Annotated in this window: 28 protein-coding genes and 2 pseudogenes; 20 read left to right on the top strand and 10 right to left on the bottom strand. The window is 51.5% G+C overall.

From position 1 onward, the window contains the following. Positions 1-590: 590 nt before the first annotated feature. Both R5L00_RS15940 and R5L00_RS15935 read left to right on the top strand, forming a co-directional pair. Positions 591-973, top strand: a pseudogene (locus R5L00_RS15940) (recombinase family protein); the annotation flags it as partial. A 114-nt stretch (positions 974-1,087) separates the two neighbouring features. Continuing rightward, positions 1,088-1,210 (top strand): hypothetical protein, encoded by a 123-nt coding sequence (locus tag R5L00_RS15935; RefSeq protein WP_411555620.1) that lies wholly within the window; start codon positions 1,088-1,090, stop codon positions 1,208-1,210. Between the two features lie 172 nt (positions 1,211-1,382). On the opposite strand, the gene R5L00_RS10415 is transcribed toward R5L00_RS15935, so the two are convergent. The 3 genes from R5L00_RS10415 to R5L00_RS10405 all read right to left on the bottom strand — a co-directional run bounded on the left by R5L00_RS10415 (position 1,383) and on the right by R5L00_RS10405 (position 5,553). After that, positions 1,383-3,455: a TonB family protein gene (locus tag R5L00_RS10415; protein WP_317651552.1), complete on the bottom strand. Its 2,073-nt coding sequence runs from the start codon at positions 3,453-3,455 to the stop codon at positions 1,383-1,385. A 279-nt stretch (positions 3,456-3,734) separates the two neighbouring features. Next, complete coding sequence (locus R5L00_RS10410) at positions 3,735-5,024, bottom strand: Y-family DNA polymerase (RefSeq protein WP_317651551.1); 1,290 nt, start codon at positions 5,022-5,024, stop codon at positions 3,735-3,737. Further along, entirely contained in the window at positions 5,002-5,553 is a 552-nt protein-coding gene (locus R5L00_RS10405) for a translesion error-prone DNA polymerase V autoproteolytic subunit (RefSeq protein ID WP_317651550.1), read from the bottom strand. The genes R5L00_RS10410 and R5L00_RS10405 overlap by 23 nt, the downstream gene beginning before the upstream one ends. 421 nt (positions 5,554-5,974) lie before the next feature. On the opposite strand from R5L00_RS10405, the gene R5L00_RS10400 reads away from it, so the two are divergent. Next, positions 5,975-7,438: an exonuclease domain-containing protein gene (locus tag R5L00_RS10400; RefSeq protein WP_317651549.1), complete on the top strand. Its 1,464-nt coding sequence runs from the start codon at positions 5,975-5,977 to the stop codon at positions 7,436-7,438. A 203-nt stretch (positions 7,439-7,641) separates the two neighbouring features. Here the strand turns inward: R5L00_RS10400 and R5L00_RS10395 are convergent, their stop codons facing one another. After that, positions 7,642-8,064 (bottom strand): hypothetical protein, encoded by a 423-nt coding sequence (locus R5L00_RS10395; RefSeq protein WP_317651548.1) that lies wholly within the window; start codon positions 8,062-8,064, stop codon positions 7,642-7,644. Between the two features lie 312 nt (positions 8,065-8,376). Here R5L00_RS10395 and R5L00_RS10390 point away from each other — a divergent pair, with 312 nt between their 5' ends. The 5 genes from R5L00_RS10390 (at position 8,377) to R5L00_RS10370 (ending at position 10,383) form a co-directional block, all read left to right on the top strand. After that, positions 8,377-8,550: a hypothetical protein gene (locus R5L00_RS10390; protein ID WP_317651547.1), complete on the top strand. Its 174-nt coding sequence runs from the start codon at positions 8,377-8,379 to the stop codon at positions 8,548-8,550. A 155-nt stretch (positions 8,551-8,705) separates the two neighbouring features. Continuing rightward, positions 8,706-8,942 (top strand): hypothetical protein, encoded by a 237-nt coding sequence (locus tag R5L00_RS10385; RefSeq protein ID WP_317651545.1) that lies wholly within the window; start codon positions 8,706-8,708, stop codon positions 8,940-8,942. 13 nt (positions 8,943-8,955) lie between these two features. Further along, positions 8,956-9,405 (top strand): thermonuclease family protein, encoded by a 450-nt coding sequence (locus tag R5L00_RS10380; RefSeq protein ID WP_317651543.1) that lies wholly within the window; start codon positions 8,956-8,958, stop codon positions 9,403-9,405. Further along, entirely contained in the window at positions 9,398-9,679 is a 282-nt protein-coding gene (locus R5L00_RS10375) for a hypothetical protein (RefSeq protein WP_317651541.1), read from the top strand. Before R5L00_RS10380 ends, R5L00_RS10375 begins: the two co-directional genes overlap by 8 nt. 5 nt (positions 9,680-9,684) lie before the next feature. Next, positions 9,685-10,383, top strand: coding sequence for an SOS response-associated peptidase (locus R5L00_RS10370; protein ID WP_317651539.1), 699 nt, complete (start codon positions 9,685-9,687; stop codon positions 10,381-10,383). 29 nt (positions 10,384-10,412) lie between these two features. Here R5L00_RS10370 and R5L00_RS10365 read toward each other — a convergent pair whose 3' ends face one another. Next, positions 10,413-10,697, bottom strand: coding sequence for an HU family DNA-binding protein (locus tag R5L00_RS10365; RefSeq protein ID WP_317651537.1), 285 nt, complete (start codon positions 10,695-10,697; stop codon positions 10,413-10,415). 436 nt (positions 10,698-11,133) lie between these two features. Here R5L00_RS10365 and R5L00_RS10360 point away from each other — a divergent pair, with 436 nt between their 5' ends. Genes R5L00_RS10360 through R5L00_RS10350 form a run of 3 tightly spaced genes read left to right on the top strand, consistent with a single transcriptional unit; the run spans position 11,134 to position 12,727 of the window. Continuing rightward, positions 11,134-11,883 carry a hypothetical protein gene (locus R5L00_RS10360; protein ID WP_317651535.1) on the top strand — a complete coding sequence of 250 codons (750 nt, stop codon included), beginning with the start codon at positions 11,134-11,136 and terminating at the stop codon, positions 11,881-11,883. A gap of 53 nt (positions 11,884-11,936) precedes the next feature. Further along, complete coding sequence (locus tag R5L00_RS10355) at positions 11,937-12,158, top strand: hypothetical protein (RefSeq protein WP_317651533.1); 222 nt, start codon at positions 11,937-11,939, stop codon at positions 12,156-12,158. Then, positions 12,158-12,727, top strand: a complete 570-nt coding sequence (locus R5L00_RS10350; RefSeq protein ID WP_317651531.1) for a hypothetical protein — start codon at positions 12,158-12,160, stop codon at positions 12,725-12,727. The genes R5L00_RS10355 and R5L00_RS10350 overlap by 1 nt, the downstream gene beginning before the upstream one ends. Positions 12,728-12,772: 45 nt before the next feature. Here R5L00_RS10350 and R5L00_RS10345 read toward each other — a convergent pair whose 3' ends face one another. Continuing rightward, positions 12,773-13,561, bottom strand: coding sequence for a hypothetical protein (locus R5L00_RS10345; RefSeq protein ID WP_317651529.1), 789 nt, complete (start codon positions 13,559-13,561; stop codon positions 12,773-12,775). 139 nt (positions 13,562-13,700) lie between these two features. Here R5L00_RS10345 and R5L00_RS10340 point away from each other — a divergent pair, with 139 nt between their 5' ends. The 4 genes from R5L00_RS10340 (at position 13,701) to R5L00_RS10325 (ending at position 18,329) form a co-directional block, all read left to right on the top strand. Further along, positions 13,701-14,513 (top strand): HTH domain-containing protein, encoded by an 813-nt coding sequence (locus R5L00_RS10340; protein ID WP_317651527.1) that lies wholly within the window; start codon positions 13,701-13,703, stop codon positions 14,511-14,513. A 97-nt stretch (positions 14,514-14,610) separates the two neighbouring features. Beyond that, positions 14,611-15,069: a thermonuclease family protein gene (locus R5L00_RS10335; RefSeq protein ID WP_317651525.1), complete on the top strand. Its 459-nt coding sequence runs from the start codon at positions 14,611-14,613 to the stop codon at positions 15,067-15,069. A gap of 510 nt (positions 15,070-15,579) precedes the next feature. Continuing rightward, positions 15,580-15,900, top strand: coding sequence for an effector-associated constant component EACC1 (locus R5L00_RS10330; RefSeq protein ID WP_317651523.1), 321 nt, complete (start codon positions 15,580-15,582; stop codon positions 15,898-15,900). Positions 15,901-15,902: 2 nt separating this feature from the next. Further along, positions 15,903-18,329: a caspase, EACC1-associated type gene (locus tag R5L00_RS10325; protein ID WP_317651522.1), complete on the top strand. Its 2,427-nt coding sequence runs from the start codon at positions 15,903-15,905 to the stop codon at positions 18,327-18,329. Positions 18,330-18,387: 58 nt separating this feature from the next. Here the strand turns inward: R5L00_RS10325 and R5L00_RS10320 are convergent. Next, positions 18,388-19,100: pseudogene (locus tag R5L00_RS10320) on the bottom strand (IS6 family transposase). 460 nt (positions 19,101-19,560) lie between these two features. On the opposite strand from R5L00_RS10320, the gene R5L00_RS10315 reads away from it, so the two are divergent. Then, positions 19,561-20,070 carry a hypothetical protein gene (locus tag R5L00_RS10315; RefSeq protein ID WP_317651521.1) on the top strand — a complete coding sequence of 170 codons (510 nt, stop codon included), beginning with the start codon at positions 19,561-19,563 and terminating at the stop codon, positions 20,068-20,070. A gap of 76 nt (positions 20,071-20,146) precedes the next feature. Then, on the top strand, positions 20,147-20,281 hold the full coding sequence (locus R5L00_RS10310) for a hypothetical protein (protein WP_317651520.1): 135 nt from the start codon (positions 20,147-20,149) through the stop codon (positions 20,279-20,281). 395 nt (positions 20,282-20,676) lie between these two features. Here R5L00_RS10310 and R5L00_RS10305 read toward each other — a convergent pair whose 3' ends face one another. Beyond that, positions 20,677-21,537, bottom strand: a complete 861-nt coding sequence (locus R5L00_RS10305) for a hypothetical protein (protein WP_317651518.1) — start codon at positions 21,535-21,537, stop codon at positions 20,677-20,679. Positions 21,538-21,963: 426 nt separating this feature from the next. On the opposite strand from R5L00_RS10305, the gene R5L00_RS10300 reads away from it, so the two are divergent. Continuing rightward, positions 21,964-22,203, top strand: a complete 240-nt coding sequence (locus tag R5L00_RS10300; RefSeq protein WP_317651517.1) for a helix-turn-helix transcriptional regulator — start codon at positions 21,964-21,966, stop codon at positions 22,201-22,203. A 140-nt stretch (positions 22,204-22,343) separates the two neighbouring features. Beyond that, entirely contained in the window at positions 22,344-23,093 is a 750-nt protein-coding gene (locus tag R5L00_RS10295) for a hypothetical protein (protein WP_317651515.1), read from the top strand. Positions 23,094-23,402: 309 nt separating this feature from the next. On the opposite strand, the gene R5L00_RS10290 is transcribed toward R5L00_RS10295, so the two are convergent. After that, positions 23,403-23,648: a hypothetical protein gene (locus tag R5L00_RS10290; RefSeq protein ID WP_317651514.1), complete on the bottom strand. Its 246-nt coding sequence runs from the start codon at positions 23,646-23,648 to the stop codon at positions 23,403-23,405. Positions 23,649-23,776: 128 nt separating this feature from the next. On the opposite strand from R5L00_RS10290, the gene R5L00_RS10285 reads away from it, so the two are divergent. Continuing rightward, complete coding sequence (locus tag R5L00_RS10285) at positions 23,777-24,061, top strand: hypothetical protein (protein WP_317651513.1); 285 nt, start codon at positions 23,777-23,779, stop codon at positions 24,059-24,061. A 64-nt stretch (positions 24,062-24,125) separates the two neighbouring features. Here the strand turns inward: R5L00_RS10285 and R5L00_RS10280 are convergent, their stop codons facing one another. Continuing rightward, complete coding sequence (locus tag R5L00_RS10280; protein ID WP_317651512.1) at positions 24,126-24,656, bottom strand: terminase small subunit; 531 nt, start codon at positions 24,654-24,656, stop codon at positions 24,126-24,128. Between the last annotated feature and the right edge of the window lie 7 nt (positions 24,657-24,663).

Below are 24,663 nucleotides of genomic sequence, written 5' to 3'. Positions count from 1 at the left end.
GTCCATCCGGGTGATCTCGGACGGCTCAAGCGTGGGTAGAACGGTGGATACGCGGGTTATTTGAAAACGTTCTCCTTGAAATAGGAATAGAACTTTAATTCCTGAAACGGCGGCCATTTTAGGCGGCTATTGCTGCACTAGCAATTGGACTTACGTACACCTGTCAGCCGATGGGGATATTTCAGAATTGGTGCTGGTCTCGTCTTCTGTCATAGTCAACAGGAAATCTATTTTTCTGCTGGAACCTTTTGACGTCGCCTTGCGGTCGGTTGGGGCTCAACCTTCCCTAGGGACGAGGGAGATCATGGTAGCGACCCTCTGCCAAGATGGACCAATTGGGCGGCGAGTAACGGCTTTTAGGTAAAACGGGCGATTCACCGAAGGATTACTTGCGATGCTGCTGAGTCAAAATGGTGCCGACATGCAAATACTAGTCTCCTTAAGCTGAGACAACATACATCGGAGGGGTTATCGCATAAACGGTCGTTTTTCGGAGATAGCGAGTGGGCCGAAAAATCTCCGTTTTCACCCTCTTTTTGCCCTCCCAAAACTATCTCCTGAAAGTCTTGCTCCTATAAGCTATAGTTGAGATGAGTTTCAGGAGAATAACGTTTTGTAGAGGGAGTGAGATGAAAATTGGCTCCGCGAGGGTATGTACTCAGGAGCAGGATCTGGCTTTGCAGTTGGACGCCTTAAATAAGGAGGGCTGCGAAAAAATTTTTCAGAAAAAAGCATCTGGTGCACAACGGGATCGGCCAGAGCTGAAAGCCGCCCTTGCCTACATGCATAAGGGCGACACGCTGGTAGTCTGGAAAATCGATCGGCTTGCAGGCTCCAGAAACAGCTGATCGAGACGACCGAATCGTTTCATGAGCAAGGGATAGGGCTTAAATCGTTGCAGGATCCCATCGACACCAGCTCCCCGAGCGATAAGCTCGTCTTTCATATTTTTGCTGCATTGGCAGAATTCGACCGCAGAGTAATTCGCGAACGGATTACGGCAGGCTTGAGAGCCGCCCGGGAACGCGGTCGCGTCGGCGGCAGACCTCCAGCCCTTTCAGCCAAGGATCTGGAGGCTGCCAAGGCCATGCTGAAAGATTCTGATATAACCGTCGCCGCCGTTGCCCGGCGATTAAACGTGGCGGCATCTACGCTGTACCGCCATATTCCACATGCGAGGAGTGCGAGTCTCGACATGGACGACTCCTAGCGATGCGTATACGTGCCAGTGCCGAAAACCGGGTCAGACAACGCTATACATCCCGCAAAACGGAATCTTGCTTTGTCCTGAGCCCTTCTGATACCTGGGCTGTTGTTCTAAAACCCCTTCTGCTACCTGCAGCATATGGCAGTTTCCATTTGCCAAACTGAGGATTTTTCCACTATTCCAATTGAAACCTCACCGGCATCCTTACACGCGCCACTACGGGTTTTCCGCTCTGCAAGGGAGGGGTGAACCGCCACCGCAACACGGCAGTAAGTGCAAGCCAACCGAGCTCCTCATTTTTTCCCTCTATCAAGCGAGGAAGATGCACCCACCCGTCCTCATCAATAAGAAACTCCACTAGGACCAAATCTGTAACCCCGCTGACCTTCAAATGGTAAGGATAAACCGGCTGCGGGGCATATACCGGTTCGGGTAGCGCATCGAGTTCAGACAACGAGTGAATATCTGGATCGTCTTCCTTTTTTCGTAGTAATGTTTCCGTCACGCCGCCAATGTTTATATCCCTGTTATCCCGGTCAAATTTCTGGTTCTTCGAGAAAGCTGCCCAGGTTGGTTTACCGTTCTTCGTGGCCGGCTGAAATATCCAAGACTGCATCATTGCCCGGGTGGCGACACCGAATTCTGGATGGGTGGCATCAAGGATTTCTACTTCTCTTACTTCCCCCTTGGGATCGATTGTGACCGATACTCTTGCTGAACCCCCGATATTCTTTCGCAGCAGGTCAACAGGATAAACGACAGGGGCAACGACTTTGATTATTGGGGGAACATCGTACTGGAATTCCGGCGGAAGGCCTTCTGTATTCTTGGGTAGTCCGAAAGCGGGATTTCCGCCGCCTGCTTCGTCCAATCGAAAATTGAATGGTTGTGCCATTCTGCCCGAAACGTTTTTGCCGGATAGGGTCCTTGGTGGCTTAACCTGCCACTTGAGCACGGCCTCCACTACGGCCTTTTCCAATGCAGGGTGTCCGGATTCAATAAGGATGTGATCTTGAACCATACCTTCTTTCGTGATGAGGACACTGACTATCACCGTTCCTTTTGTTCCGGATCGTCGTAAGACTTCAGGATAGATTGGTGCGACCTGATCAATGGGTTCTGGCAGATACCATGTATCGCCGGTCAGCTTGAGCATGGGCCGTAGCAATTCATCATGGCTTGGCACTGCTAAATCAGTCCCGCCACCAACGCGATTAACGAGCCTTGCAACTTCTTGCTCCCGACCTGTGGTTCTGTACAAACTGACCAAATTCCTGACAATACCAACACGATCTGGATGCTCATTATTCGACCCGAACGTTTTATCCATGATTTCAAGGGAGCGGGTGAACGCAGATTCCGACTGCCCGTAATCACCTTGGGACCGCCTAAGCTCGCCAAGCCTGTTTAAGGCATAGGCAACTACCAAATGATCTTCTCCGTACGTTTTCTGCAGAATTGAAAGAGAACGCTGGATGAACGATTCTGCTTCCGATAGGTTTCCAAGGATGAGGTTAAGCCTTGAAAGGTTGTTGAGGACGGTAGTCAGCGCAGGACCGTCTTTGCCAGAAACCTTTTCCAGCATTACGAGTGCGCGCTGGTATTGCATTTTTGCTTCCGAATGGCGCCCCTCGACATCATGAAGCGCTCCCAGATTATTAAAACTCGCCGGCAGGTCGGGATGATCGGTCGAAAAAGCGTTCTCCCGGATCTTGAGCGCACGCCGGATGAGCGGCTCGACTTTTTGGTAATATCCTTGCCTGTGATGAAGTACAGCGATGTTATTCAGGCTCATGGCAACTGACGGGTGGTTGGGACCAAAGATTTTTTCCGTGATCGCCAGCGTTCTCTGAAGGAGAGGCTCGGCCTGCTGGTATTGACCGTGTGTTATTTGCAACGATGCAACATCGTTAAGCTTTAGGGCCACATCCAGATTCTCTTCGCCTAACAGCTTTGTACGAAGTGCGAGCGAGCGTTCGGAGAGCTGTTGCGCGTCGGTAAACTTTCCTTGCCACTCATACACCAACGCCAGGTTGTCGAGCATCGCCGCCACATCCAGATGAGACTCTCCTCGTCTGGCTTCCACCTTCTGAAGCGCATGTTTGGCAAAATTCTCCGCCTGATCGTATTTTTTCGTATCGAAAAAGCGCCTGAACTGCCGGTTCAGGTTTTCTATTTCGTCTTCGTCGTCCAGCGCGCAGACAGATGTCGAAAGCAACGCGAATATGATAAAAAATGGAATGGCCAACAACGATCTGCTATCTCGCATGGGAAGTTCTGTGGGAGTGGAAATAAAGCCGCTGGGTGGCAAGCACATACGTGCAATATCGAGAGGAATATTGTTATGTAGCAGGGTGCCGGTTTAGTGCGATCAAACCCAACAGCCCGAGACCGGCAATGATCCTAGAGCCACGAGCATTAGACGCGAGAATGAATAAGGTAAATAGCTGTAACAACTGACAGGTACTAAGGTGTTGAAGGGTTTCCCCAGATTATGAGATTGTTTCCCTCTAAACAAGCCTCGGCCTCAGCTCACCACCGGCAACGCGTTCCAGTCCCCCGTATAGTTTGGACTCTTGAAGCTGCGGCGCATGGACCATGTATGGTCTACACCCTCGGACGCCAGATGAATGGTACTGCGCCGATATTTACCGTTAATCTTGTCCACTGTGTCCATCAGCTTGCCCGATCTGTTGCTGGCTGCCGAGAACTCTAGCAGGTCTGCCTGCTTCCCTGCTTGCGGGACTAGGTCCCACAGCATCACGCCCGCCTTCTGGTAATACACGTCGGGCCTGTAGATCTTCTTCAACAGCCAGAGTGCCGCATTGGTGATTTGCAGGCTACATTCCGTTGGTGCGGGCAAGGCAACGGTCTCGGTCCTGCCGTAGAACTCTGCCTGGTCGAATGGGCTGTTCTGGATGAAGACGGAAACGGAGTTGGCAAACAGGCCCTGCTTGCGCAACCGCTGAGCGGCATTGGCGGCATGGTAGCTGATCGCTTCCCTCAGCTCCGACAGTCTCTCTACCCTTTGCCCGAATGAGCGCGAACTCATAACCTGCTTGGCGAGGGGTACTACGTCATCCAGCTTCAGCCATGGCTCGCCATTGAGTTCCTGAACGGTGCGCTGCATTATGATGCCGAATCTGTCCCGAACCCTCCTGAGATTGGCTCGCTTGAGTCGTAATACATTTTCTACTCCCAGCGCTTTCAGGCTGTTCTCCAGCCTTCGTCCTATTCCCCAGACCGCTGAGACAGGGAGCTTCTCCAGAACCGCATCGAGTTCTTTCTCGCTCATACGGGTAAAGTCGCATACACCGTTTAATTCCGGCTGCTTCTTGGAACAGTGATTGGCAAGCTTGGCCAGCGTCTTGCTGTGGCCGATGCCCACGCATATTGGCAATCCCGTCCAACCGGTGACGGTCTCTTTTATTTCCTGCCCATAGGCAACGAGGTCCCGCTTGATGCCGGTCAGATCCAGAAAACACTCGTCAATGGAATAGACTTCCTGCCGTGGGCTGAACTGGCGTAAGGTCGCCATGAAGCGATTGCTCATGTTGGCGTAAAGTTCATAGTTGGAGGAGAAGGCTACCGCACCTATAGCTTGCGCCCGTTCTTCCACTTCAAACCAGGGCCCTGCCATTCTGATCCCTAATGCCTTGGCTTCCCTGCTCTGGGCAATAACGCAGCCATCATTATTGGAGAGAACGACTACCGGAGAATTCCTGAGGTCAGGCCGGAATACTTTTTCGCAGGACGCATAGAAGGAATTGGCATCGGCCAATGCAAAGACAGGTCTATTTGGCTTCGTTGATGACATAGGTCACCACACCAAAGACAACGAGTTCCTGCCCTTCCTTGAGAACGATGGGCTCATTGAGGGGGTTTTCCGATAACAGCTTGATAACGCTGCTACGCTTGTACAGGCGCTTGACCATCCATTCCCCATCCACGTCCGCTATGACAATGTTGGAAGACTTAGGTCGCAGCGAACGATCTACGATCAATGTTGCACCATCGAAGATACCGGCCCCAACCATGGAATCGCCCTTGACAGTAAAGAAGAACGTGGCGGGTGGGTTGGCAATGAAGCGGTCATTAAGATCGAGCGTTTTCTGCTCGTAATCCTGTGCGGGAGAAGGAAAGCGGGACTGCCCTGCCAGAATCTTTCCGCTATAGATGGGACGCGGAAGGGACCGGGGATTGGAAATGGCCTGCGGAAACGCGGCGTCGGCGCTATTGTTGTCCTGGCTTGACGATTTGCGAAAGGGCTCGAGATAGACGAGGACATCGGACTTGAGGCTGAGGGGAACCCGTATCACCGCCGTTTTCTCCCCATACGGACTCATCGATTTCTTCGGACCCGAGCCTTCCCTTTTGCCGCCTCGTGTAGCCATCATATCCTCAACTGAACAATGTAACGGTGTTCAGTCTAGCATGAAATCGCCCCTTGAATGGCTGAGTCTGGCATCTTTGGCACGATGTCGATGCGATGCAACCCCGTTACTGTCCAACTTCCCATACTAGGCTACTTGCTGTACGATCGTCCAAAAGGACGGACAATCCTGACGCTGAACAGAGAACGTTTTATTGACGCTAAGTGCAGTCCGTTCGAGGTCTGAAGCGGGTATATGAATAACGGCATCAGAACGAGGCTCTCTGTTCAGTTCGCCCTTGAATGGATCTGGTTAATCACAACGTAGGAATTAAGCCATTATTGAGCAGTGGTCAAGCACGCTCATCCCTGCCCATGCTAACCGCTGATCTATCGTGTTCTCCACCATCCCCAGCTACGTCATCCTCGACCTGGAAACCACAGGGGCTACCCCCTCGTATGATCGCATCACCGAGATTGCTCTCATCCGCTTCGAATATGGAATCGAGACGCAACGCTGGCAGACCTTGGTCAATCCGGGTGTCAGCATTCCCTCCTTTATCTCTCGCCTGACCGGCATTACCAATGACATGGTCCAGGGAGCGCCCACCTTCGAGGACGTCGCCTCTGTCCTCTACGATTACCTCGACGGTGCGGTATTGGCCGCACACAATGTGCGCTTCGATTACGGATTTCTCAAGAGCGAATACCAGCGCCTTGGGGCCGTGCTGCGCCAGAAGGTGATGTGCACTGTCAAGCTCTCCCGCACGCTCTATCCGCATCACGACGGGCATAGCCTGGATGCCATCCTGGCGCGCCACGGTCTTGCCTGTTCTGCCCGCCACCGTGCAATGGGGGATGTCGAACTGGTGGTCGCTTACGTAGAGCTTGCCAAGCAGGAGCTGGGCGAAACCGCAGTGCTGGATGCAGTGGATAACCTCATGCACGGCCCCAGCTTGCCGCCGGGGCTGGACTCCGAATTTCTGGGCGACATTCCCGATAGCCCGGGCGTCTATCTCTTCTATGGCGCGAACGAGCTGCCGCTCTATATCGGCAGGAGTGTAGCCCTGCGCTCCCGGGTGCTGTCCCATTTCAGTGGGGATCATGCCTCCGTCAGGGATATGCAGATTGGCCAAACGATCAAGCGGGTGGAATGGATCGAGACTGCCGGGGAACTTGGTGCCCTGCTATTGGAAGCGAGACTGATCAGGGACCGGCAGCCCGTGTATAACCGAAAGCTGCGGGCACATAAACTCTTCTCATTGAGCGTAGCTGCTGGGCTCAACCAATTCCCAATGGTGCGGGTGGTGAGTGAGGAGGAAATCGAGCCTGATGTATTCGAGCACTTGTTTGGTCTGTTCCGCTCCAAGCGGGGGGCAATGAAAGCGCTGCGAGAAATCATCAAGGGGCAGAAGCTATGCCCTCGCGTGATCGGGATCGAGTGCGGCAAGGGCGCCTGCTTCTCCTCGCAGCTTCAGCAGTGCGAAGGCGTCTGTGCCGGGCAGGAGAAGCCGGAGTTGCATTATCTGCGCCTGAAGCTCGCGCTCATGCCCTACCGTCTGAAACCCTGGCCCTATCCGGGAAAGATCGGGGTGCGCGAACAGAACGCCACTACAGGGCACGTTCAGTTGCATGTCTTCCAGGACTGGTGCCATCTCAAGACGGTGGAAGACGAGAACGATCTACAGGATGTCCTAACAACGCGCAACTCCCCTGACTTTGACCTGGACACCTACAAGCTCTTGCAGCATCACCTCAAGACCTGCACGGATGTCATAAGCTATGAGCGGGAGGATATACACTTCGGTGAACGACCAGGCCCGCTAATGAAATCAGCGGGACAGCCACGCCAGGCGTAAGACACTGCCATCAGTAGCGCTTCCGGTGCAGTGGGGGTTCGGCCTAGCTCACGCTCGTCGCGCTCAACCCTTTCCAATGGCGTCTGCTATAAATGAGGTGACTGGAAGCGCTGGCCGCCACGACAAAACGCCCTGAGTTACTCCCCCAAGAGAGTTCCATTGGTCTCTCCCAAGCCAGCGCGCGGGCGGTTCTTACAGAGTTGCTACAGTCCCCCTGCGGATCCAGGCAATTGCGTGTTGGCTGCGTGATTTTGAAGAAGCCTGGCAGCCATTTGCCGGTGCAGGGCTGCTTCCTTGGTACTTGCTTCCACGCTTTTCTCATAATCACGGACCAGGGCCAAGGTATGCGACTGAAGATCCTGAGCTTGCCGGCCGTAGAGGTAGCTCCTGCTTTCATATTGCTCCAGCAGCTCTTTCTGCTCCTTCATCTTTGCCTGCAGCTGGGCAGCGGCCTTTTCATAGTATTTCGCTACGAATTCATGCTCGCTGGAGGTGGCGGCACTCTGAGCGGCAGCACGAATTTCCGACGTGTCAATCGGCTGCATCGCCAAGACTGATGAGCTTGCTGAGCACAAGATACCAATCATGGACCACGCTGCGAAGACATTTCCCAGTTTTGTTTTCATGGTGGCACCCCATAAAGTAAGTGATGCCATCCTACCGCAGTTAATGTAAGGAATATATTGGGGAAACTCTGGTTTTTTACTAAGCGTTTCCCTTAGTAAAACCATTGATGAATTGAGGATTTTGGGGCAGAGAAAGCAGCGCGGCGAGTGGGCAACATGCCATTCACCGTACGCATCTGAGGCACGGACATCTCCGGCTATTCGAAAAGAAGGTGGCGCGCGTTCCGCTGATACCCAATGCGGATCCGAACGCGGCTCGGTTGAAGACTACTGTGTACAGGCGATGATGTCATACCGTGCGGAGCCATGCACGTGTCCGCGAATGCGCGAGGGGACCGGGAAACAAAACTTGCTTGTGACGAGTACACGTTGGCTATCCCGGATTACCCGTACTTCAGTCCAATAGGAAATGCGCGCACCTTCAGTGAAGATGTAGCTGCGCACACGGCAGCGTTCGATGTCGGCACCCCAGGACGGTATAAGTGACAATTGTTCGGTTTACGGTTATTGCTCTTTTTGCAATTATGCTTACAAGCTGTTCTGTTTTCATGGCAGCGAAGCAGCCAGATAAAAAGAATGTCGATTTATTCAACATAGGTACCCCTCGAAGTATGCTGCTCGCCGAATTTGGAATGCCAACAGTGAGCGAGCTACGAGATGGCAAGAAGTTTGAGATATACAAATTCGTTCAGGGTTATAGCGCCGGGGCCAAGGCAGGCAGGGCGGTCTTTCACGGTGCTGCCGACGTCCTGACATTCGGGTTGTGGGAGGTTATCGGGACGCCAGTGGAAGGCACGTTCAGCGGCGACGAAATGGCCTATGAAGTCCGCTATGACGGAGAAAGCCGAGTTGATCAGGTCATTGCATTGAAGAAGTAATGCCGTCAAGCTAATGCTATCCGCTCTCTTTCTCGCAACGGTAATCGGTATCAGTGACGGTGACACCTTAACCGTCCTGAACGAAAATAAGCAGCAGATAAAGATCCGGCTCGCGGAGATCGATGCACCCGAAGCTCGGCAGCCATTTGGTACGAACTCGAAACAATCGCTCTCGGAATTGTGTTTCGGGAAGCAGGCTCAGATCAAACCTCGAGCGAAGGATCGGTACGGGCGCACTGTTGCCCGTGTTATCTGTGACGGCGTTGATGCCAATGCAGAACAGGTGAACCGTGGCATGGCCTGGGTGTATCGCAAATACGCCAAGGATCATAACCTCTACGTGCTGCAGCATGATGCGAAAGTAGCAGGGCGCGGGTTATGGAGCGAGCCCTCGCCCATGCCACCATGGAAGTGGAGGCAATCTGTGCGGCACCCCGCTCATCAATGGCTCCGCTATGCCTGATCTTTCCAAGGTCGAGCAATACATGGCACTTGTCGAGAAGCTGGTTCAGCTCGCTGACAAGGAGGAGTTGGCCGAGTGCGGACGAATACTCGCGATGAACCTTGCTCACTACAAAATGCAATACGGGGAATTGCCGCTAGGAGACGGAATGTTCATGGCCGATCAGGCTGAGCTTAGTGAACAGCAGCGGGAGCTAGTTGTTCAGGGCATGGAGACGCTGGTCGGCGTGCTGGGCAGCGTTATCCAGGGGCTGGATGAGAAGACCGAGCATTAATCGATATGTGTGGCCGGTTTGAACAATCCGAGACGCCACGCTATTACGCCGATGCGCTTAGCGCCCATATCAGCGAACAGCTCAGAACGCTAGGTGACAGTAGCCCTTCCTACAATGTTGCACCTGGGCAACGGCCATGGATGATCATGCTCCACAACGGCGAGTTACTGTTCATCGGGATGAACTGGGGCTATCGAACCCCTCAAGAGGCCACTGTGAAGACGAAACCGTGGATTAATGCCCGGGTGGAGAAGGCGCTAACGGGTAGATATTTCCGGCACATGTTCAGGGAAGGACGGGTAATCATACCGGCAGGTGGCTGGTATGAATGGACCGTCGAGAACGGGAAGAAGCAGCCCTGGTACGTTACAAAGCGAACGGATCAGCCAATTTTCATGGCTGGGCTGACTAATTTTCGGCCGGACGTGGAGCAAACGGTCGAAACAGGTTTCGTGATCGTGACTGAAGACTCAGGAGCCGGAATGGTCGACGTTCACGACCGAAGGCCGGTAGTGCTACAGCCGGAGGATGCGTTGCTCTGGATCAATCTCGACACGCCAATTGAAGAGGCCGCTTATATCGCGCAGACAAGATCAATCCCGACGGAACAATTCGTCTGGTGGAAAGTGGACCGGGCAGTAAACCGGGTCGATCCGAACAACAACGGCAAGCACTTGCTGACGCCTGTAAGTGAGAGCGGCTGAAACCGAATGTGCTTTACTGCTGCCGGCTCTTACTTTCCGCTCCCATTGATCGCTGCCTTGCGCGCCGCACCTGGCCCGAATGCTGCAACCCTCGATCCGGCAATTGTCAATTCCTCGCCGGTCTTGGGGTTGCGGCCATTACGTGCCGCACGATCACGTACTTCGAACGTTCCAAAGCCGGGCAACGACAGCGACTCCCCTTTTTTTAGCGACTCGGAAATAATTTCCGTGAGTGCGTTCAGTGCGCGGTCGGCAGCGGCAACGCTTGAGTCTGTCTTTGCAGCCATTGCATCAACGAGTTCTTTTTTGTTCATGGTTTGTGTAATCCGTTTCCAGGCGGTTAATCGAGAATCCATTATAGATGCCAGGAGCTGAAGACTGGCATTAGCCGGATACGGAGGAATGTCTGTAATCCGACAGCTCGTCCATTGGAGGGAGCCATCCACTGCCCCGCTAGAGTGGGGTACCGTTGGAACCTCAAGCGCCGATGCCCTTAAAATGCGTCTACAAGGCCGCAGGGCGCATTTCTACATCAAACCTAGGAAAATCCTCTTCTAATTTAACCGCTCTAGCGGGCTTAAAAGCCGTTTTATCAAAGCTCTCAATACGGAATGAATACAACGCGGAGGTAGGGCTCCAAGTGTTCATCAACTATATAAAGAGAAATATTTATAGATATTATCCAAATTCTTTGGACAATAACTTTGTGTTAATTTATAGTGTTCCTACGATATACACACAGGAACAAATATGGAAGATAAGCTGCTAAAAACGGTCCCTAAAATCTCCGTCAAGATATGGCGTCCCATTATTGAGGCGTTCGACAAAAAGATGGAGGCCGCATGCCTTCGTCGCGATGCGTACCTGAACAAGGTCCTTGAAGTTGAGTTGAACTGGCTTGATGAAGAAGTTTCTATCCCGAACTCCCAGGCGAGCTACGACTATGTCTTAGGTCAGCTTGATCAGCTTGACCGCAAACTTGTGAGCTTGGCGCTTTCACCCGAGCTGACAACACGCCTTAATGAGATCTGTAGTCGGAAACGCATCGTGCGTGATGCTTTTTTTAATCGTTTTTTCCTACTACTCGCAGCCTCTCCTAAAAATATAGATAGGTTGTTCTTCGGAACTGTTGAGGATAAATGGCGCACCGAGGTCTGGAGCGGGCTCAAGCACGAGGGCCCGTTCTTCAACAACGTTTTTTATCCGCTAGAGTCCACAATCGATCCGTTTTGGGCGATCCGCAGCGGACTGGATATGTACACTAAAGATGAAGGGTTAGAGGACTACATCGAGCCCACGAGCGGCAAAAATATTCGGGTTAAGCGTGACATCAACACAAAGATAATCACGCCGACGGATAACCTGTATACGGTTATCTTTGACCGCAAGAATCTGCTTGGCTTGAATTGTTACATGCCCGATTGGCGTATTCCCGGCAACGAAGCTGAAAAAGAATATTGCGCTAAGCTCGACGAGCTACTCGCATCGCTGGAACTCTAGCCATAAACACCAAGCATGCCGAAGTTCGGGCGCAGCAACGCGGAATTCCGCCAATGATCGAGCAACTGCTCGACCTGTACGGACAGGAAGAACATGACGGCCGCGGTGCCATCACCCTCTACCTCAACAAGAACAGCATCAGAAATATGGAGCGTGACCTAGGCCGGCGCGTGGTTTCACGGCTCGCTGAATGGCTCGATGCTTTTAAGATAAAAAGTACGGACGGTCGAACGATTACAGTCGGGCACCGCACCCGTCGCCTCTGGAGAAAATAATGCAAATACAACCTTCCGGCAGCCCATCATCGCAGTTTCCAATGCTGGAACTGGAATTGATCGAGTCCATTATCAAAGCGTGTTCACAGTGGCTAACGAGGCCTCAATGGTTAGCGATACTCGAATGTCGTCTTGAAGCTCTGCTTGCAGAGTTAGAAATCATTACGCGACCTCAGTCTTTTCCCGCACGACCTGTGATGAAAACAATTAGCCGTGGCTTTGAGTATCGAGGAATAGTGTATGCGCGCTGGAACAAGATTAGTATTCATATCGACCTCCTACGGTACTTGTGGACTGACTTTCCGGATCGCCGAGAAGCAATGGCACGCGCAATGGGTCGGGATAGCAGGATCCGGCCCTATGTTGCTAGAACCCTCGCGGAGTTGTTCCCGGGTCAGACACCGGCATTTGCTTCCCGACATGGACGGCCTCTAGTGGACGATTGGTATGTGGACACGAACCTCAATCCGAGGCAGATGCCTGCCATTCTCTCGGCTGCTGTTGCCACTGCGGGGTTTGAGTTGGGCAAAGAGGTAAAACTCTATTGGCGGCAGACACAGATTAAGTGAGCGGATCTTAGGCAGGGCAAGCCTGTCTTTGATCAGTGCTGAAGCTCATGTTTTTATTATCTGCCGAATATGTTGAATGTCAGTTTCTGGAATTTGGGAGAGCTTTGCTAAGTCGATTAGCTTACCGCTGGGCTCCGCAATCCGGAGAAGCGCCGGAACGACGAATGCCCAGGAATGAGGGCCATTGCTAGGACTCTGTTCATAATCGACTTGGGTTAACAGTCCCTGGTTTTCAAGGTCAATGCAGTCTTGCATGAGGGCAGGAAGCTCTTCAGGCCATATTTTCATGTTATGTAGACATTCCTTGTGTAGGCCCTCAAAACCACATTCTCTGGAAAGCAGCGCAAGGATGCACATTTTTTGATACGTCAATAACTCGAGTTGCTGAATTAACCGATTTGCCTCTCCTCTTGAGATAGAGGGGTCAAAAGGGATGGAAGCATAGAGATTTGCCAAATAGGGAAGCTTGTTTTCTTCATACTCAGACCGAGCGATACTGAGCACACCTTCAAATATTTCCTCAGCTGCGGGACGCCCCCCGACAGCCTTAAAGAAATCATCCGTTCTTAGCCTCATGCCCGCAGCCATGTTAATGCCAATTTCCCGAACTGCTGTGGTTGCGGCGGTTTCGACCCTTTCATGTTCCTTGAGGGATAAACTGCGAGCTATATAGTCTCCGGCAATGGGGGATAACCCTCCAATAAGACCTATTAACGCCCCTCCGTCAATACTCGTGGCCAGAACACCGGCGCTACCGAGAGCAATGCCAGATAGAGTATTTATCCCATTTGATAGCCAAGCTTTACCTTGATCATTCACATCTACTTTGTTCATATCAGTATCATTAATGGCTTGGGTCCTTAATGCCACATGTTCCTACAAAAGTGGATACTGCCATAACTGCATCTGATTGGCGTAAATGCATTATTAAGGGCGTAATTGCTAACGCATAAAACTTAACTAGGAGACTATTTTGGAAAGAACGTGGCGTGAGGCCATTATTCGAGTTTTGCGCGAAGCACAGAACCCGCTTGAATATGCGGAAATTGCTGAACGAATTCTTACGGGCGGCTACTACGAGACGGATGGCGCAACGCCGCGGGCCACAGTAAATGCTCAGATAACGGGGTCGATCAAGCGCGAGGGTTCAGCATCACCTTTCGTGAAGGTTGGAAGAGGACTCTTCGGTCTTAAAGAAATGGCGAAAGCAGACCCTGTCACCGTCCAACCAGTACTTACCCGTCCTAGTACGGATATTGCAGTAACTGAAGCCGAAGTTGAGAATTCCGATTCAATCATTCGGTCATTCGGCATGTATTGGCAACGGGATCTGGTTGTGTGGCGCGGCGACCCGAGGTTATTTGGCAAGCAACAGGCTATGGCAAAGCCTGTCGATTTTAGCAAGCAGAAGGGTATCTACATCCTCTACGACCACCATACGGTTGTATACATCGGCCGATCGATCGACAGGCCGGTTGGACGAAGGCTTTATGAGCACACCATTGATCGGCTTGGGAGTCGCTGGAACCGATTCTCCTGGTTCGGATTGCTCGATGTCACACCGGAAGGCGATCTCCGCGAACTTCCTCTGGTAGCAAGCCTTGCGTCAATGATTGGTACGCTTGAAGCACTTTTGATCGAGTCTCTCGAACCCCCACAGAACAGGAAGCGCGGAGATGACTTTTCTGCGGTGGAGTACATCCAGGACGTTGATCCTGAGCTACGAGAGCGCGAAATCCAGAATACACTGCGGTCTATCGAGCAAAAAATGCGCGGTGGATCATGATCGAAATTCATACCCCATTGCGGATATGATTCTTCATGACAGATTTATTTGAACGAATCGTCAGGACATATCTTTATCACTGCCCAGGATGTCACATTTGAAACTGGCATTTAGACTTGTAGCTATTGCGGCATTAGGCTTATTTATATCAGCCGCACAAGCAGAAACATTCAATGGTCGAGTCGTCGGCATCGCCGACGGGGACACTTTGACAGTTCTGACCGCGTCCAAGCAGCAGCACAGGATTCGTTTGGCCGAGATCGATGCACCTGAGAAGAGCCAGCCGTTCGGGTCCAAATCGAAGCAATCGCTATCGGATTTATGTTTCGGCAAGGAGGCGGAAATCTCATCTCGTGTAAAAGATCGGTATCAGCGAATCGTGGCCCGTGTTAAATGCGCCGGCGTCGATGCTAATGCCGAGCAGGTTAGTCGCGGCATGGCGTGGGTGTACCGGCGCTATGCCAAGGACCATGATCTATATGTTTTGGAGCATGTGGCAAAAGTAGAGAAACTGGGATTATGGGCAGGTTCTTCTCCTACTCCCCCTTGGCAATAGCGAAAAAACAGCAATGTGCGGCAGATTTGAACAATCGGAAAAATGCCGATATTACGCACGCTCACTGGGGATAAACCGTGCTGACCCGAACAAGAACGGAGCATTTTGCTCGTGCCGATAAGCTGAACTAATTCAAGACAGGCGAAGGCTGGCTGCTTTTATCCGTTGTCCTTACTCCTGATCGGTCCATCACCGTACGTGATAGCTCCACAAGCAGGCAGGCCGGTGCGGCGAGATTCCCGTTTGCTCCAGCATCGTCCTTACTGCCTCACCTTGGCCTGTGAGTCAAGACTTCGGCCCAAGGCAACCGCCAAGGGCCTCAGCATCTAAAAGAGATTCTTGCTACAAATTGAGACGAAGTAACGGGTTATATTATTTTCCTTGACGATAATTTCTTTCCCCCGCATCATTTATTCGCCTATAACCTCCCCTCTTTTAAAAGAATAACTCAATTTCAATATTATGGACCTAACCCTGCAAGTCGCCAGCCACTCGCTTTCAGACGAGGAAATGCACGATCTCACCCGCCAGTTGGCTCAAACAATTGGCAGCGAAACTGACATTACGGCACAAATACCAGAACATCGGCCAACATCGGGCGCTAAGGGTGCTTCGTCTATTTTAGGGGAGATTGTGCTTACCCTTTTCTCTAGTGGCGGCGCGGCGGTAGCACTGATCGGGGTGCTCAAAGCCTATTTCGATCGTGCCTCCAACTTCACCATTAATATCAAGCGACCTAGCGGGCCTGAGATAACTATCTCTGCTCAGAACATGAAGCCTGAGCAAATTGATAACACTATAGCGCGCGTAAACGATCTCTTCCGAAATTAGCCATGGCTGGCGCCCGGTATGCAGTCTTGATCGGAAGCAGCATCTTTCCCGATGAACCGAAGCTGCTGCCTCTGAGTGCCCCAGAGAAGGATGTGGACGGCTTGGCAGCGGTGTTGCGCTCGCCAGAACGCGGTTGCTTCAGCGACGTATCTGTCCTCAAAAACCGTCCGCAGTTTGAGATTATTCGTAATATTCAACGTACGCTCAACCGTGCTGGTCGAGATGACCTGGTAGTTCTGTACTACTCAGGACATGGCAAGCTCAATCGAGCTGGCCAGCTCCATCTGGCCGCGTTTGATACTGTATTGGACGAGCTTGAGTCATCAGCAGTCCCGGTGCGCAGTATTCGCGATTTCGTGGATGCGTCGCAATCTCAACGGGTGGTTATTATTCTGGATTGCTGCTTCAGCGGCGCCATTGGCGGAGCCTTTACCAAAGGCTCGGTCGACGACCAACTTCAGGTCGCAGCTAGGGAGGGACGTGGCACTTACATCATGACCGCTTCCACAGGCATACAAACTGCCTTGGAAAAAGAAACAGATCAGCATAGCGTCTTCACCAAGCACCTGATCGCTGGCATAGAGTCCGGAGACGCGGATATGAACCGGGACGGAACCATTACCGCAGACGAGCTCTACGACTACTTGTACATGCGTGTGCGTGAGGAAAGCCACCAGGAGCCAACTAAGTGGAGTGTAGACACACGTGGGCATTTCATTATTGCTAACAGCGGCCGCCTACCACGTAAAGAACGTGCCGAGGAATTACGGGAATTCCTGTTCGAGTTAGCCAAGGAAAATCGGATAACCACCAAAATTTTAACTGAAGCCCTGACGCTCATCAGCCGTCCGACCGATAGCTTGTCGGTAAGTGATAAAGCGCGCGATGTACTGCTTGACACACTCCGCGATAAAAAGATCGACGCTGTGGATTTTGTGCTGCAGTGGGTTCAGATAAGAAAGGTGCGGCTTAATAAGAGCCCTAGGAAACAGGCCAAGCCAGCGTCTGAGGTTGTCGCGGAGACAAGCAAGGCCCCTCCAAAATTAGCATCGATTCAAGCAGAGGCTATCTCAGAAAATCCCGATACGGAGACACGACCATCGCCTGACATCCCTCCATTAGTGATGCCTTTGTTGAACGAATCGCCCCAAGTCTCTGTTGGTAAAACGGTCCCATTTCCGCAGAAGCCAATTAGAAAATTGAATGAGAATGGCATAGAAACCCCCCTAGCGAGTGAAGTGCTACGCAATCCTGTAGTGCTCTTTCTAATAGGAATAGTTGTTATCGGCGGCATAATACTAGCTGTCACCTTGAATGGTCCATCGCCCAGCACCGAGACAGGTCACGAATATTCAGGATCCACTCAGCCGATGAAGTTGCCTGATGCAGCTCGCTTCACACAGACAGAGAACGATCCAATATCCGCAATGATAAAAGAGGCTGAACAGGGAAATGCTGGTGCGCAATTCAGACTCGGCTGGATGTATCAATATGGTAGCGGTGGCGTTCTAGAGAATAGTGAAAAAGCCAGAGAGTGGTATCGGAAGGCCGCCGAGCAAGGGCATCCTAAGGCAAGACGTCAGCTGGATGCAATAAAAATCGTTCCTACGCACCCTCAGGTACCTGCAAAGCAAGCAGATAGTAAGGTTGTCTCAGAGACCCAAGCCAAGTCGTCTACAAAGCTAGCGTCCGAGCCCACAAAAAAACAGGATAAGAAGTCAGAGCACGGCAAGGGGCGTTCTGGCGATGCTATGAAAGCTACACTTATGTATCAGGAGTCTACTGAACTGGGTAACGACAACACGAATTACCCAGCAATACACAAGTATCAGAAAGCTGCTGAAGAGGGTAATGCCGACGCGCAAAACAGCCTCGGCTCGAGTTATGCCGATGGCGAAGGCGTGCCCAAGGATCCTGCCAAAGCTATAGGGTGGTATCTCAAAGCTGCTGAGCAGAATAACCGCTACGCGCAAGCCAACCTCGGCTGGAGTTATGCCCATGGCGAAGGCGTGCCCAAGGATGCTGTCAAAGCCGTGGAGTGGTATCGCAAGGCTGCTGACCAAGGTAATGCCAACGCGCAAAACAGTCTAGGCCGGATGTATGAGAATGGTGAAGGCGTCCCCAAGGATGCTGTCAAAGCCGTGGAGTGGTATCAAAAAGCTGCTGACCAGGGTAATGACAACGCGCAAAACAGTCTAGGGCGGATGTATGAGAATGGTGAAGGCGTCCCCAAGGATGCTGTCAAAGCTGTGGAGTGGTATCGCAAGGCTGCTACCCAGAGTCACACCAACGCGCAATACAATCTGGGCCGGATGTATGCCAATGGCGAAGGCGTGCCGAAGGATGCTGTCAAGGCTGTAGAGTTGTATCGCAAGGCTGCTTCAAAGGGTCATGCCAACGCGCAAAGACAGCTCGACGCGATGAAATAACAAAGGCTCTGTTGCAAAAAAAGGACAAACCAGAGAACTATGGGTGTGATCTGATTGATTATGTTCTGTAGATACCGAATTGCCTTTCAATGAGCCAGATTTCTCCTGTGAGGCCTTGGCCCAATTTCAAATATCCAGCTGTCCTTTCTTGAACATCCGCATGAGCTCGAAACCTTTGATTGTGGTGTAGGCTGTTTTCATCGATTTAAAGCCCCGCACCGGATTTATCAAGCGTTTGAGCTTGCCATGATCAGCTTCGATAATATTGTCCAAGTACTTGACCTGCCGGTGCACGGTATCTGGCGGACACTTTCCTTCCGCTTTTAATTCGGCAATGGCGGACCTGTAAGCGGGCGCCTTGTCGGTATTGATAGCACCGGGGTACGCCCAGGGTTTCATGGATTTCAGGGCTTTGCCCAGAAAACGTTTGGCAGCTCGGGTATTGCGAGTAGCGGAGAGATAGAAATCAATCGTATGGGATTTTTATCAAGTGCCCGGTAGAGATACGTCCATTCCCCTTTTACTTTTACGTAGGTTTCATCCACCCGCCAACTGTAGCCCATGGAAGGTTTCCAGTACCACCTCAGGCGCTTTTCCATTTCAGGCGGCGTAATGCTGAACCCAACGGTAGAGCGTCGTATGATCCACATCAAGTCCACGCTCCAGCATCATTTCCGCCAAATCACGATAGCTGATCCCGTATTTACAATACCATCTGACACAACCCAGAATCATCTCCCCACGGAAATGACGCCATTTGAAATCTGACATTGAGGATCTGCTCGAAAAAACACAATGGTGCACCTCGCTTCTTATTTTTTGCAACAGAGCCTATAACTCAAATCCTGAATCGAATAGAACTCAACCCGGAAAAAGGCACAGTTAACCTAACAAAAAATCTCAAGAGGCAAGAGCTATGCCCTTGCTACCAAATTCAAAATCCATCTAAAAACCAAATCAAAAGCGGTTTGGCAGGAAAAGGGCGTTAGGGGCAAATTGAGCGTACGGCGATTATTTCCGATATAGATGTAGATAAATCCTAGCCAGCGGCAAAAAAACGCGTCCTGAGCCTTTCTGATAAGCAGGAAGGGAAATTTTTAGGGAATTTCTTCCACTAAAATCGGTTATGGAATTTTTGACTGATTAACAGGGGGAAACAATGACTGACAGTGTGAGTAGTTTTACCTTGTTAGCAGCACATTCATGGGAGTAGGCAACCATAAGAGCAATCATGAATACTATCAATAATCGTAATCTCCTCCGCAGCCCTGAGCTGCCCATAATCCTAGTTTTTAGCCTAACTGTAAGCATTGCTCTGATATTGTTACCTTTCACGTTAGAAGGGTTCGTAATGCAGTTATCACTGTCCAGCCAGAAAATGTTCTACAACGTCATATATGTCGGCACAGCTTCGTTCTTATGGTTTATCTTTCTGATCATTTATTGGCTTCGTCTGACTTACGACGGCCCGTACAAGGACTGCGTCAGGCACTATTGCCCGCTCATAGGGGCGCTTTACCTACTTGTTAGCGCATCAGGTCTGTTCGGCCTATATGATGATTCGATTAATGCATTTAATGGCATTCACTCCTTAGAACTCGACGAAAAGGTTGTGATAGCCAGCTTGGTCGAGAACCTTCGCGCTCTGAAGTTCATCATTCCTGTGGTCATGGTTGGCGTTGCTGTTAACCTCATTACGGAATTTCTCAAAACTTCTAGTCCCTTAAAGCACAGCAATTAGCGGCTTTAAAGATCAAGTAAAAGAAATTTTTCATCTTAAGGTACACACCAACTAGATAAATACCAGGCGAAAAATTATGATATGCGCATCGTGTGGGGCAGACGAACTGAAGCCTGATGTCCGGGACATAAAGCAAACCTACAAGGGCCGGGTCAACATCATCAAGGATTGCATGCCGACTGGTGCGACCATTGCGGAGCATGGGAACTAGACGCAGGACCGGGCGAGGAAGGGAAAGAGGGGGAACGAGTGTCGAAGGAAATGTGCGCCTTCGTGAAGAAAGTCGATCAAGAACAGTCGGATTAGGGTACACCTAACCTGACGACCACGCCTGACACTTTTACACTTGATTCATGTCACATTAGGCTTAACATTGGTATTACCTGACGGTCGGTAGCAAAGGTCTTTAACTCTAACCTGACATTTATTGGGCCGAAGAGAACGGCCCATTCAAAGAATCGGACACCCGCGTAGCTCGCTTGCCTCTCATCTTGTAACTTATACCTATTGGGATTCACAGGTGAATAGTGCCGACTAAACGGTCTTGCTAATGAGTTATATGAAGTTTCGGTCGCAAAAGGATGGTTTCTCCATGTATTCCTTTGATCACCATGCCTCGCTTGGTTCATTTTTGGAAGGCGATCCGACCACCTCGGTAAAGCCCCGCTCCCCGATTTTAAGGATCAGTTCAAATAACACGTAGCTGATCATGCTGCGCGGAAGATCGGGTGATCGTTCGAAAGCTATTACCTTTAAATCCTTTTCTCGGCACCGATTGGCTCGACGCTGACACGCAAATACCACGTTCCTCGCTGCATAGGCCTCGCTCTTCTTTTCTCTGCGGAGGAGGTCAGAAGTACTGCTCGCCCCATACCAGATGATGTTGTAGCACTGGGCCACGGAATAGTCCCTGAGGATATTCCTCAGCATCGCGGTGATTGCCTCATCACCCGGAATTCGTATTCTCCTTTTCTTGGCGCAATAATCGTAATATTCCATGCACTCGGCCATTGCGATCTCGGAGCAGATTGCATCGATCTGTGGCCGCCAATGCTCGGGCCAGTTTTGGGTTAGGGCACGAGATTCGATTTCCTCAGCCAACCGCAAGTTCTCTTCCGTGTTTCCTGTCCAGTAGACTTGCCGCGGATAGAAGTTAAGCCGCGAGTCTTCATACAAAATGGTACCGGGCGGCGAATGCTCTGAGATACTGATAAACCCCGCCTTGCGAAGCGAGGCCAGCAGACCGTCGGCGTATGAGCCGTTTGGCGCAAAAGGCACCTCGGATTCATCAAGGCTGCCATAGAACCCATCCTCATCAATCTGGCAGCACTTCGAGAACGCAAGAAACGCTACCGCTGTCGACAGCGGCAGCTCTTCGATTGAATAACTTGGGCAAGGATACTGCCGTCGCTCGGCAATAACCGCCTGAGCTATTTCGGCCTCACGCCTCGCCCTGTCCTCTTTCATCCATCGATAAAATCGTTCCGTGCAAGACGGGCAACCGCATTGGTTGTTGTCCTTATGCCGGCACGAAGAGCAATGAACCAAGCCTGGTGAATTCAAATTGTATCGTCTGGGCAAGTCCTCAATCATCACGCATCCACAAACGGGGCAAGACCGATCAAGAACTCGAGGAGGCAGCACGCTGTATAGCTGGTGGGGCGTACATTTGATTTTAAATCGCTCAATCAGCTCGGCCGCTTTCCCTCGAGCGAGGTAATCCGACTTCAGGGTCTCCATTTCTGTCTTGCTCAGGTGCGCGATAGCCGGATGAGGAATCTGCTTTTTCATAATGTCCCAATCAATGTTGTTTGCTGGAAATATAGTAGAAATAGGTATAATTGTCACTCATAGAGCGTGGCCTGATAGTAACCTGATCCAGACAATCTGGGGATGGTCAGAGATGCAAAGCAATCAGATCCCCGGCTCTTGTTTGGGAGGAAGCTGGCGCAGCTGCGCAAGGCACGCGGCTGGTCCCAGGAGAAACTTGCACTGGAAAGCGGATTGGCCCGTAGCTACCTGGGGGGAATCGAGCGGGGTCAGCGCAATATTGCCCTGCTTAACATTTTCCGATTGGCTGAAACGTTGGAGGTGCCGGCATCTGCGCTGATGGATTTTGAAGATCTGTCATGAGGCTTGCCCGACGAATTGTTCGGACGTTAAGCCTCGAACGTCGGGGCGGGCTTCTTTAAACAATGAACGTAAATAATTGATTCACTCAGCGGGGTCAGCAATCCAATTGTCTTTAACTTAGCAAGCCAACGCATAAACCGATGAGAAAAAGAAAGCGAGTACTTTACCGGCTGATACGTTTTACGCCATTTGCGGAATTGCCACGGCGCAAGAAACGGGACCGGTACGTCAGCCTGCGCTGGAAGATTGTGCGGGATACCAGCACATACGGAGGGAAATTCACCTCGCGTCTCATGCTCGATGAGCCAGGCCGACCCAGGCTATATAAGCAATCATTCGATTTCTATTTTCTGGGGAGCGATGGGGCCACCATCTGGAACACGATAATCCATACCGCAACTCATGAGTTCTGGAACAGAACGAGTGAACTCGCCTCCGAACGGGCGTTCTCCCTTCTATCACAGGAGCAACAGACTCATGAGGGCGGACTGAAGTTTGAAGGTCCCTTCATGAGGGATGGGGAAATGTATTACAGGCTGGCCGAACGCGTACCGCAAACTTATGACTGTTTCGGGGGGTTAACCTTACGCGAATACGAAAAGAAAACGGAGCTCGAAATCATCGAAAACGAGCCGCCGCTGATCTACGAATCATTCAAGCTTGATCCACTCTATGAATTTGGGATCGGATTGCACGCAGTGGTAGAGGCGCACGAAATCAACCGGGAAGTGATCGAGAGAACGATCGACAGGTTTTTCGACGTAGGCGAGACGGATTGGCAGAGCGCACATCCCGTTCCGAGAGAAATGTTGCCCGTAGAGTCTCAAGAGGCGGCCCTCGCGAAGGTTGAGTACCCGAGCGTCCTGCTTGGCTCAGCGGAGCATTCGTAAAGTCGGAACTACCATATTAACGCCAGCGGAAGCGTGCAGGTGTTGGGCTTGGGAAACCGCTTAGTCACCCCTGGAATCGGACGGCAATGGAATTGGAAACAATGAACGGCGTAACCGAACGTAGTGTTCGAACTACAGCTTATTTCACACTGCTATAGTTTCGGCCCCTCTCCAAAGCGGCATGTATGAAAATCCTGCGCATCTGTGAGGGGATGGACCTCAACCAGAGCCGAAAATCGCTCCACGGCCCGTATAGAGACCTTCCTGTCGATTTGCCTATATTTCCTTCACTTCCGCATCGTTCCGGTGCTAAAAAGCGGTGTTATCGCCCACAAACAACGTCAAAAGGGAAGGCGCCGGCTTATCCAGTACGGGAACGTATTCGGTAACAGTACGTCCACGTATTCGGTAACGCTCGCCATCCTCCGCAACTTTGATATGTGTTGCTTGATCGTACCGACAAGCGGCGTCGGCAACTCCTTCCTGTAGAGGTCGCCTCGGTTCAACCGCATCAACTCCCACCACGTCAACCAGAAAAGGTGTACCAAGGTCCACTAGTTATCGACCCAAAAAGACGTAACATCAATATTAAGGCGTCGTGGTCTGCGGAGTAGCTGACGGACAAACAATAGGAGAAGCACGATGAACAAGGCACATCGTTTCTGGTCGGATTACTGCTTGCTTTGGCATTTGAAATCTCTTTAGCTGGTCCACCGGCGCTCATCGACCCGGCCACGGGTAAGTTTCTCGGCAATCTTGGCGGCAACCAGTACGACGCGAATAGCACGAGCAATCCCTACGGACGTTATGGCAGCGAGTATTCAGCCGACTCCGTCAACAATCCGTACGGTCAATACGGTTCGCGCTATTCCAACGACTCGCCGAACAATCCCTATGCGACGAACGCGCCTGCAATTGTCGCGCCGGCGGCTCCGGGTTTGGGCATGCAGCCCTTACCAGGCTTCTGATCGGTAACACGGAGAGTGGACGGCGCTAATCTTTATCAAGTTTTCCGGGCTCCAGTAGCCCGGTTCACTTTCCATCTGCCGACACAAACGATATCTGGATATTGCTGGCGGTGGACTGGGGGTTGTTTTCCTTCCGGAAAAGGCCGAGGTGCTTGAACAGCCGCTCCTGAGCGCTGTTCTTGTCCCAGAGCTTGATCTTGCAAACGCGCCCTATCACCTTGCCCTCAGAACGCATTTCTCCCACTTCGATAGATGAAATAGCTGCAGCGGTTGCATCGTCGAGTTCCTGGATAGACTTGGGGGAGCCGTCTACATTGAACAGCCGGCGTATGTCGGAAAATGCAAGAGCAGAGGCCTCGCGCAGTACGTTCTCAGCCGTCACTTCTAATCGGCTTGCTGCTATTCTTTCCTTCTCTCGGATCGCTTGCTGAACCTTAGCATTGCTTAGCAACCGGGAGGCGCAGGCCTCAGCTGCGTTGCCCCGGGCGTTATAGCCAGCGCGCCTGTATGCAGCAGTGGCATTCAGGTCAACGCAATACTCTGCGGCGAATCGTTGCTGTTTTGGCGTGAGTTCAGTTCCAGTATTTTCGTTCAACCGGTTA

It is taken from the genome of Nitrosospira sp. Is2 (assembly GCF_033095785.1).
Lineage (GTDB): Bacteria > Pseudomonadota > Gammaproteobacteria > Burkholderiales > Nitrosomonadaceae > Nitrosospira.
The sequence above is the reverse complement of the archived record's forward strand: the minus strand, read 5'-3'. Positions and strand labels throughout refer to the sequence as shown.

What these genes read in the sequence shown, in the direction of transcription:
- R5L00_RS15935 (WP_411555620.1), top strand. Translation starts at nt 1,088, where the DNA reads ATGCTGAAAGATTCTGATATAACCGTCGCCGCCGTTGCCCGGCGATTA.
- R5L00_RS10410 (WP_317651551.1), bottom strand. Translation starts at nt 5,024, where the DNA reads ATGTCATCAACGAAGCCAAATAGACCTGTCTTTGCATTGGCCGATGCC.
- R5L00_RS10405 (WP_317651550.1), bottom strand. Translation starts at nt 5,553, where the DNA reads ATGAGTCCGTATGGGGAGAAAACGGCGGTGATACGGGTTCCCCTCAGC.
- R5L00_RS10395 (WP_317651548.1), bottom strand. Translation starts at nt 8,064, where the DNA reads ATGAAAACAAAACTGGGAAATGTCTTCGCAGCGTGGTCCATGATTGGT.
- R5L00_RS10380 (WP_317651543.1), top strand. Translation starts at nt 8,956, where the DNA reads ATGCTATCCGCTCTCTTTCTCGCAACGGTAATCGGTATCAGTGACGGT.
- R5L00_RS10375 (WP_317651541.1), top strand. Translation starts at nt 9,398, where the DNA reads ATGCCTGATCTTTCCAAGGTCGAGCAATACATGGCACTTGTCGAGAAG.
- R5L00_RS10370 (WP_317651539.1), top strand. Translation starts at nt 9,685, where the DNA reads ATGTGTGGCCGGTTTGAACAATCCGAGACGCCACGCTATTACGCCGAT.
- R5L00_RS10365 (WP_317651537.1), bottom strand. Translation starts at nt 10,697, where the DNA reads ATGAACAAAAAAGAACTCGTTGATGCAATGGCTGCAAAGACAGACTCA.
- R5L00_RS10360 (WP_317651535.1), top strand. Translation starts at nt 11,134, where the DNA reads ATGGAAGATAAGCTGCTAAAAACGGTCCCTAAAATCTCCGTCAAGATA.
- R5L00_RS10355 (WP_317651533.1), top strand. Translation starts at nt 11,937, where the DNA reads ATGATCGAGCAACTGCTCGACCTGTACGGACAGGAAGAACATGACGGC.
- R5L00_RS10350 (WP_317651531.1), top strand. Translation starts at nt 12,158, where the DNA reads ATGCAAATACAACCTTCCGGCAGCCCATCATCGCAGTTTCCAATGCTG.
- R5L00_RS10345 (WP_317651529.1), bottom strand. Translation starts at nt 13,561, where the DNA reads ATGAACAAAGTAGATGTGAATGATCAAGGTAAAGCTTGGCTATCAAAT.
- R5L00_RS10330 (WP_317651523.1), top strand. Translation starts at nt 15,580, where the DNA reads ATGCACGATCTCACCCGCCAGTTGGCTCAAACAATTGGCAGCGAAACT.
- R5L00_RS10325 (WP_317651522.1), top strand. Translation starts at nt 15,903, where the DNA reads ATGGCTGGCGCCCGGTATGCAGTCTTGATCGGAAGCAGCATCTTTCCC.
- R5L00_RS10315 (WP_317651521.1), top strand. Translation starts at nt 19,561, where the DNA reads ATGAATACTATCAATAATCGTAATCTCCTCCGCAGCCCTGAGCTGCCC.
- R5L00_RS10310 (WP_317651520.1), top strand. Translation starts at nt 20,147, where the DNA reads ATGATATGCGCATCGTGTGGGGCAGACGAACTGAAGCCTGATGTCCGG.
- R5L00_RS10305 (WP_317651518.1), bottom strand. Translation starts at nt 21,537, where the DNA reads ATGAAAGAGGACAGGGCGAGGCGTGAGGCCGAAATAGCTCAGGCGGTT.
- R5L00_RS10300 (WP_317651517.1), top strand. Translation starts at nt 21,964, where the DNA reads ATGGTCAGAGATGCAAAGCAATCAGATCCCCGGCTCTTGTTTGGGAGG.
- R5L00_RS10295 (WP_317651515.1), top strand. Translation starts at nt 22,344, where the DNA reads ATGAGAAAAAGAAAGCGAGTACTTTACCGGCTGATACGTTTTACGCCA.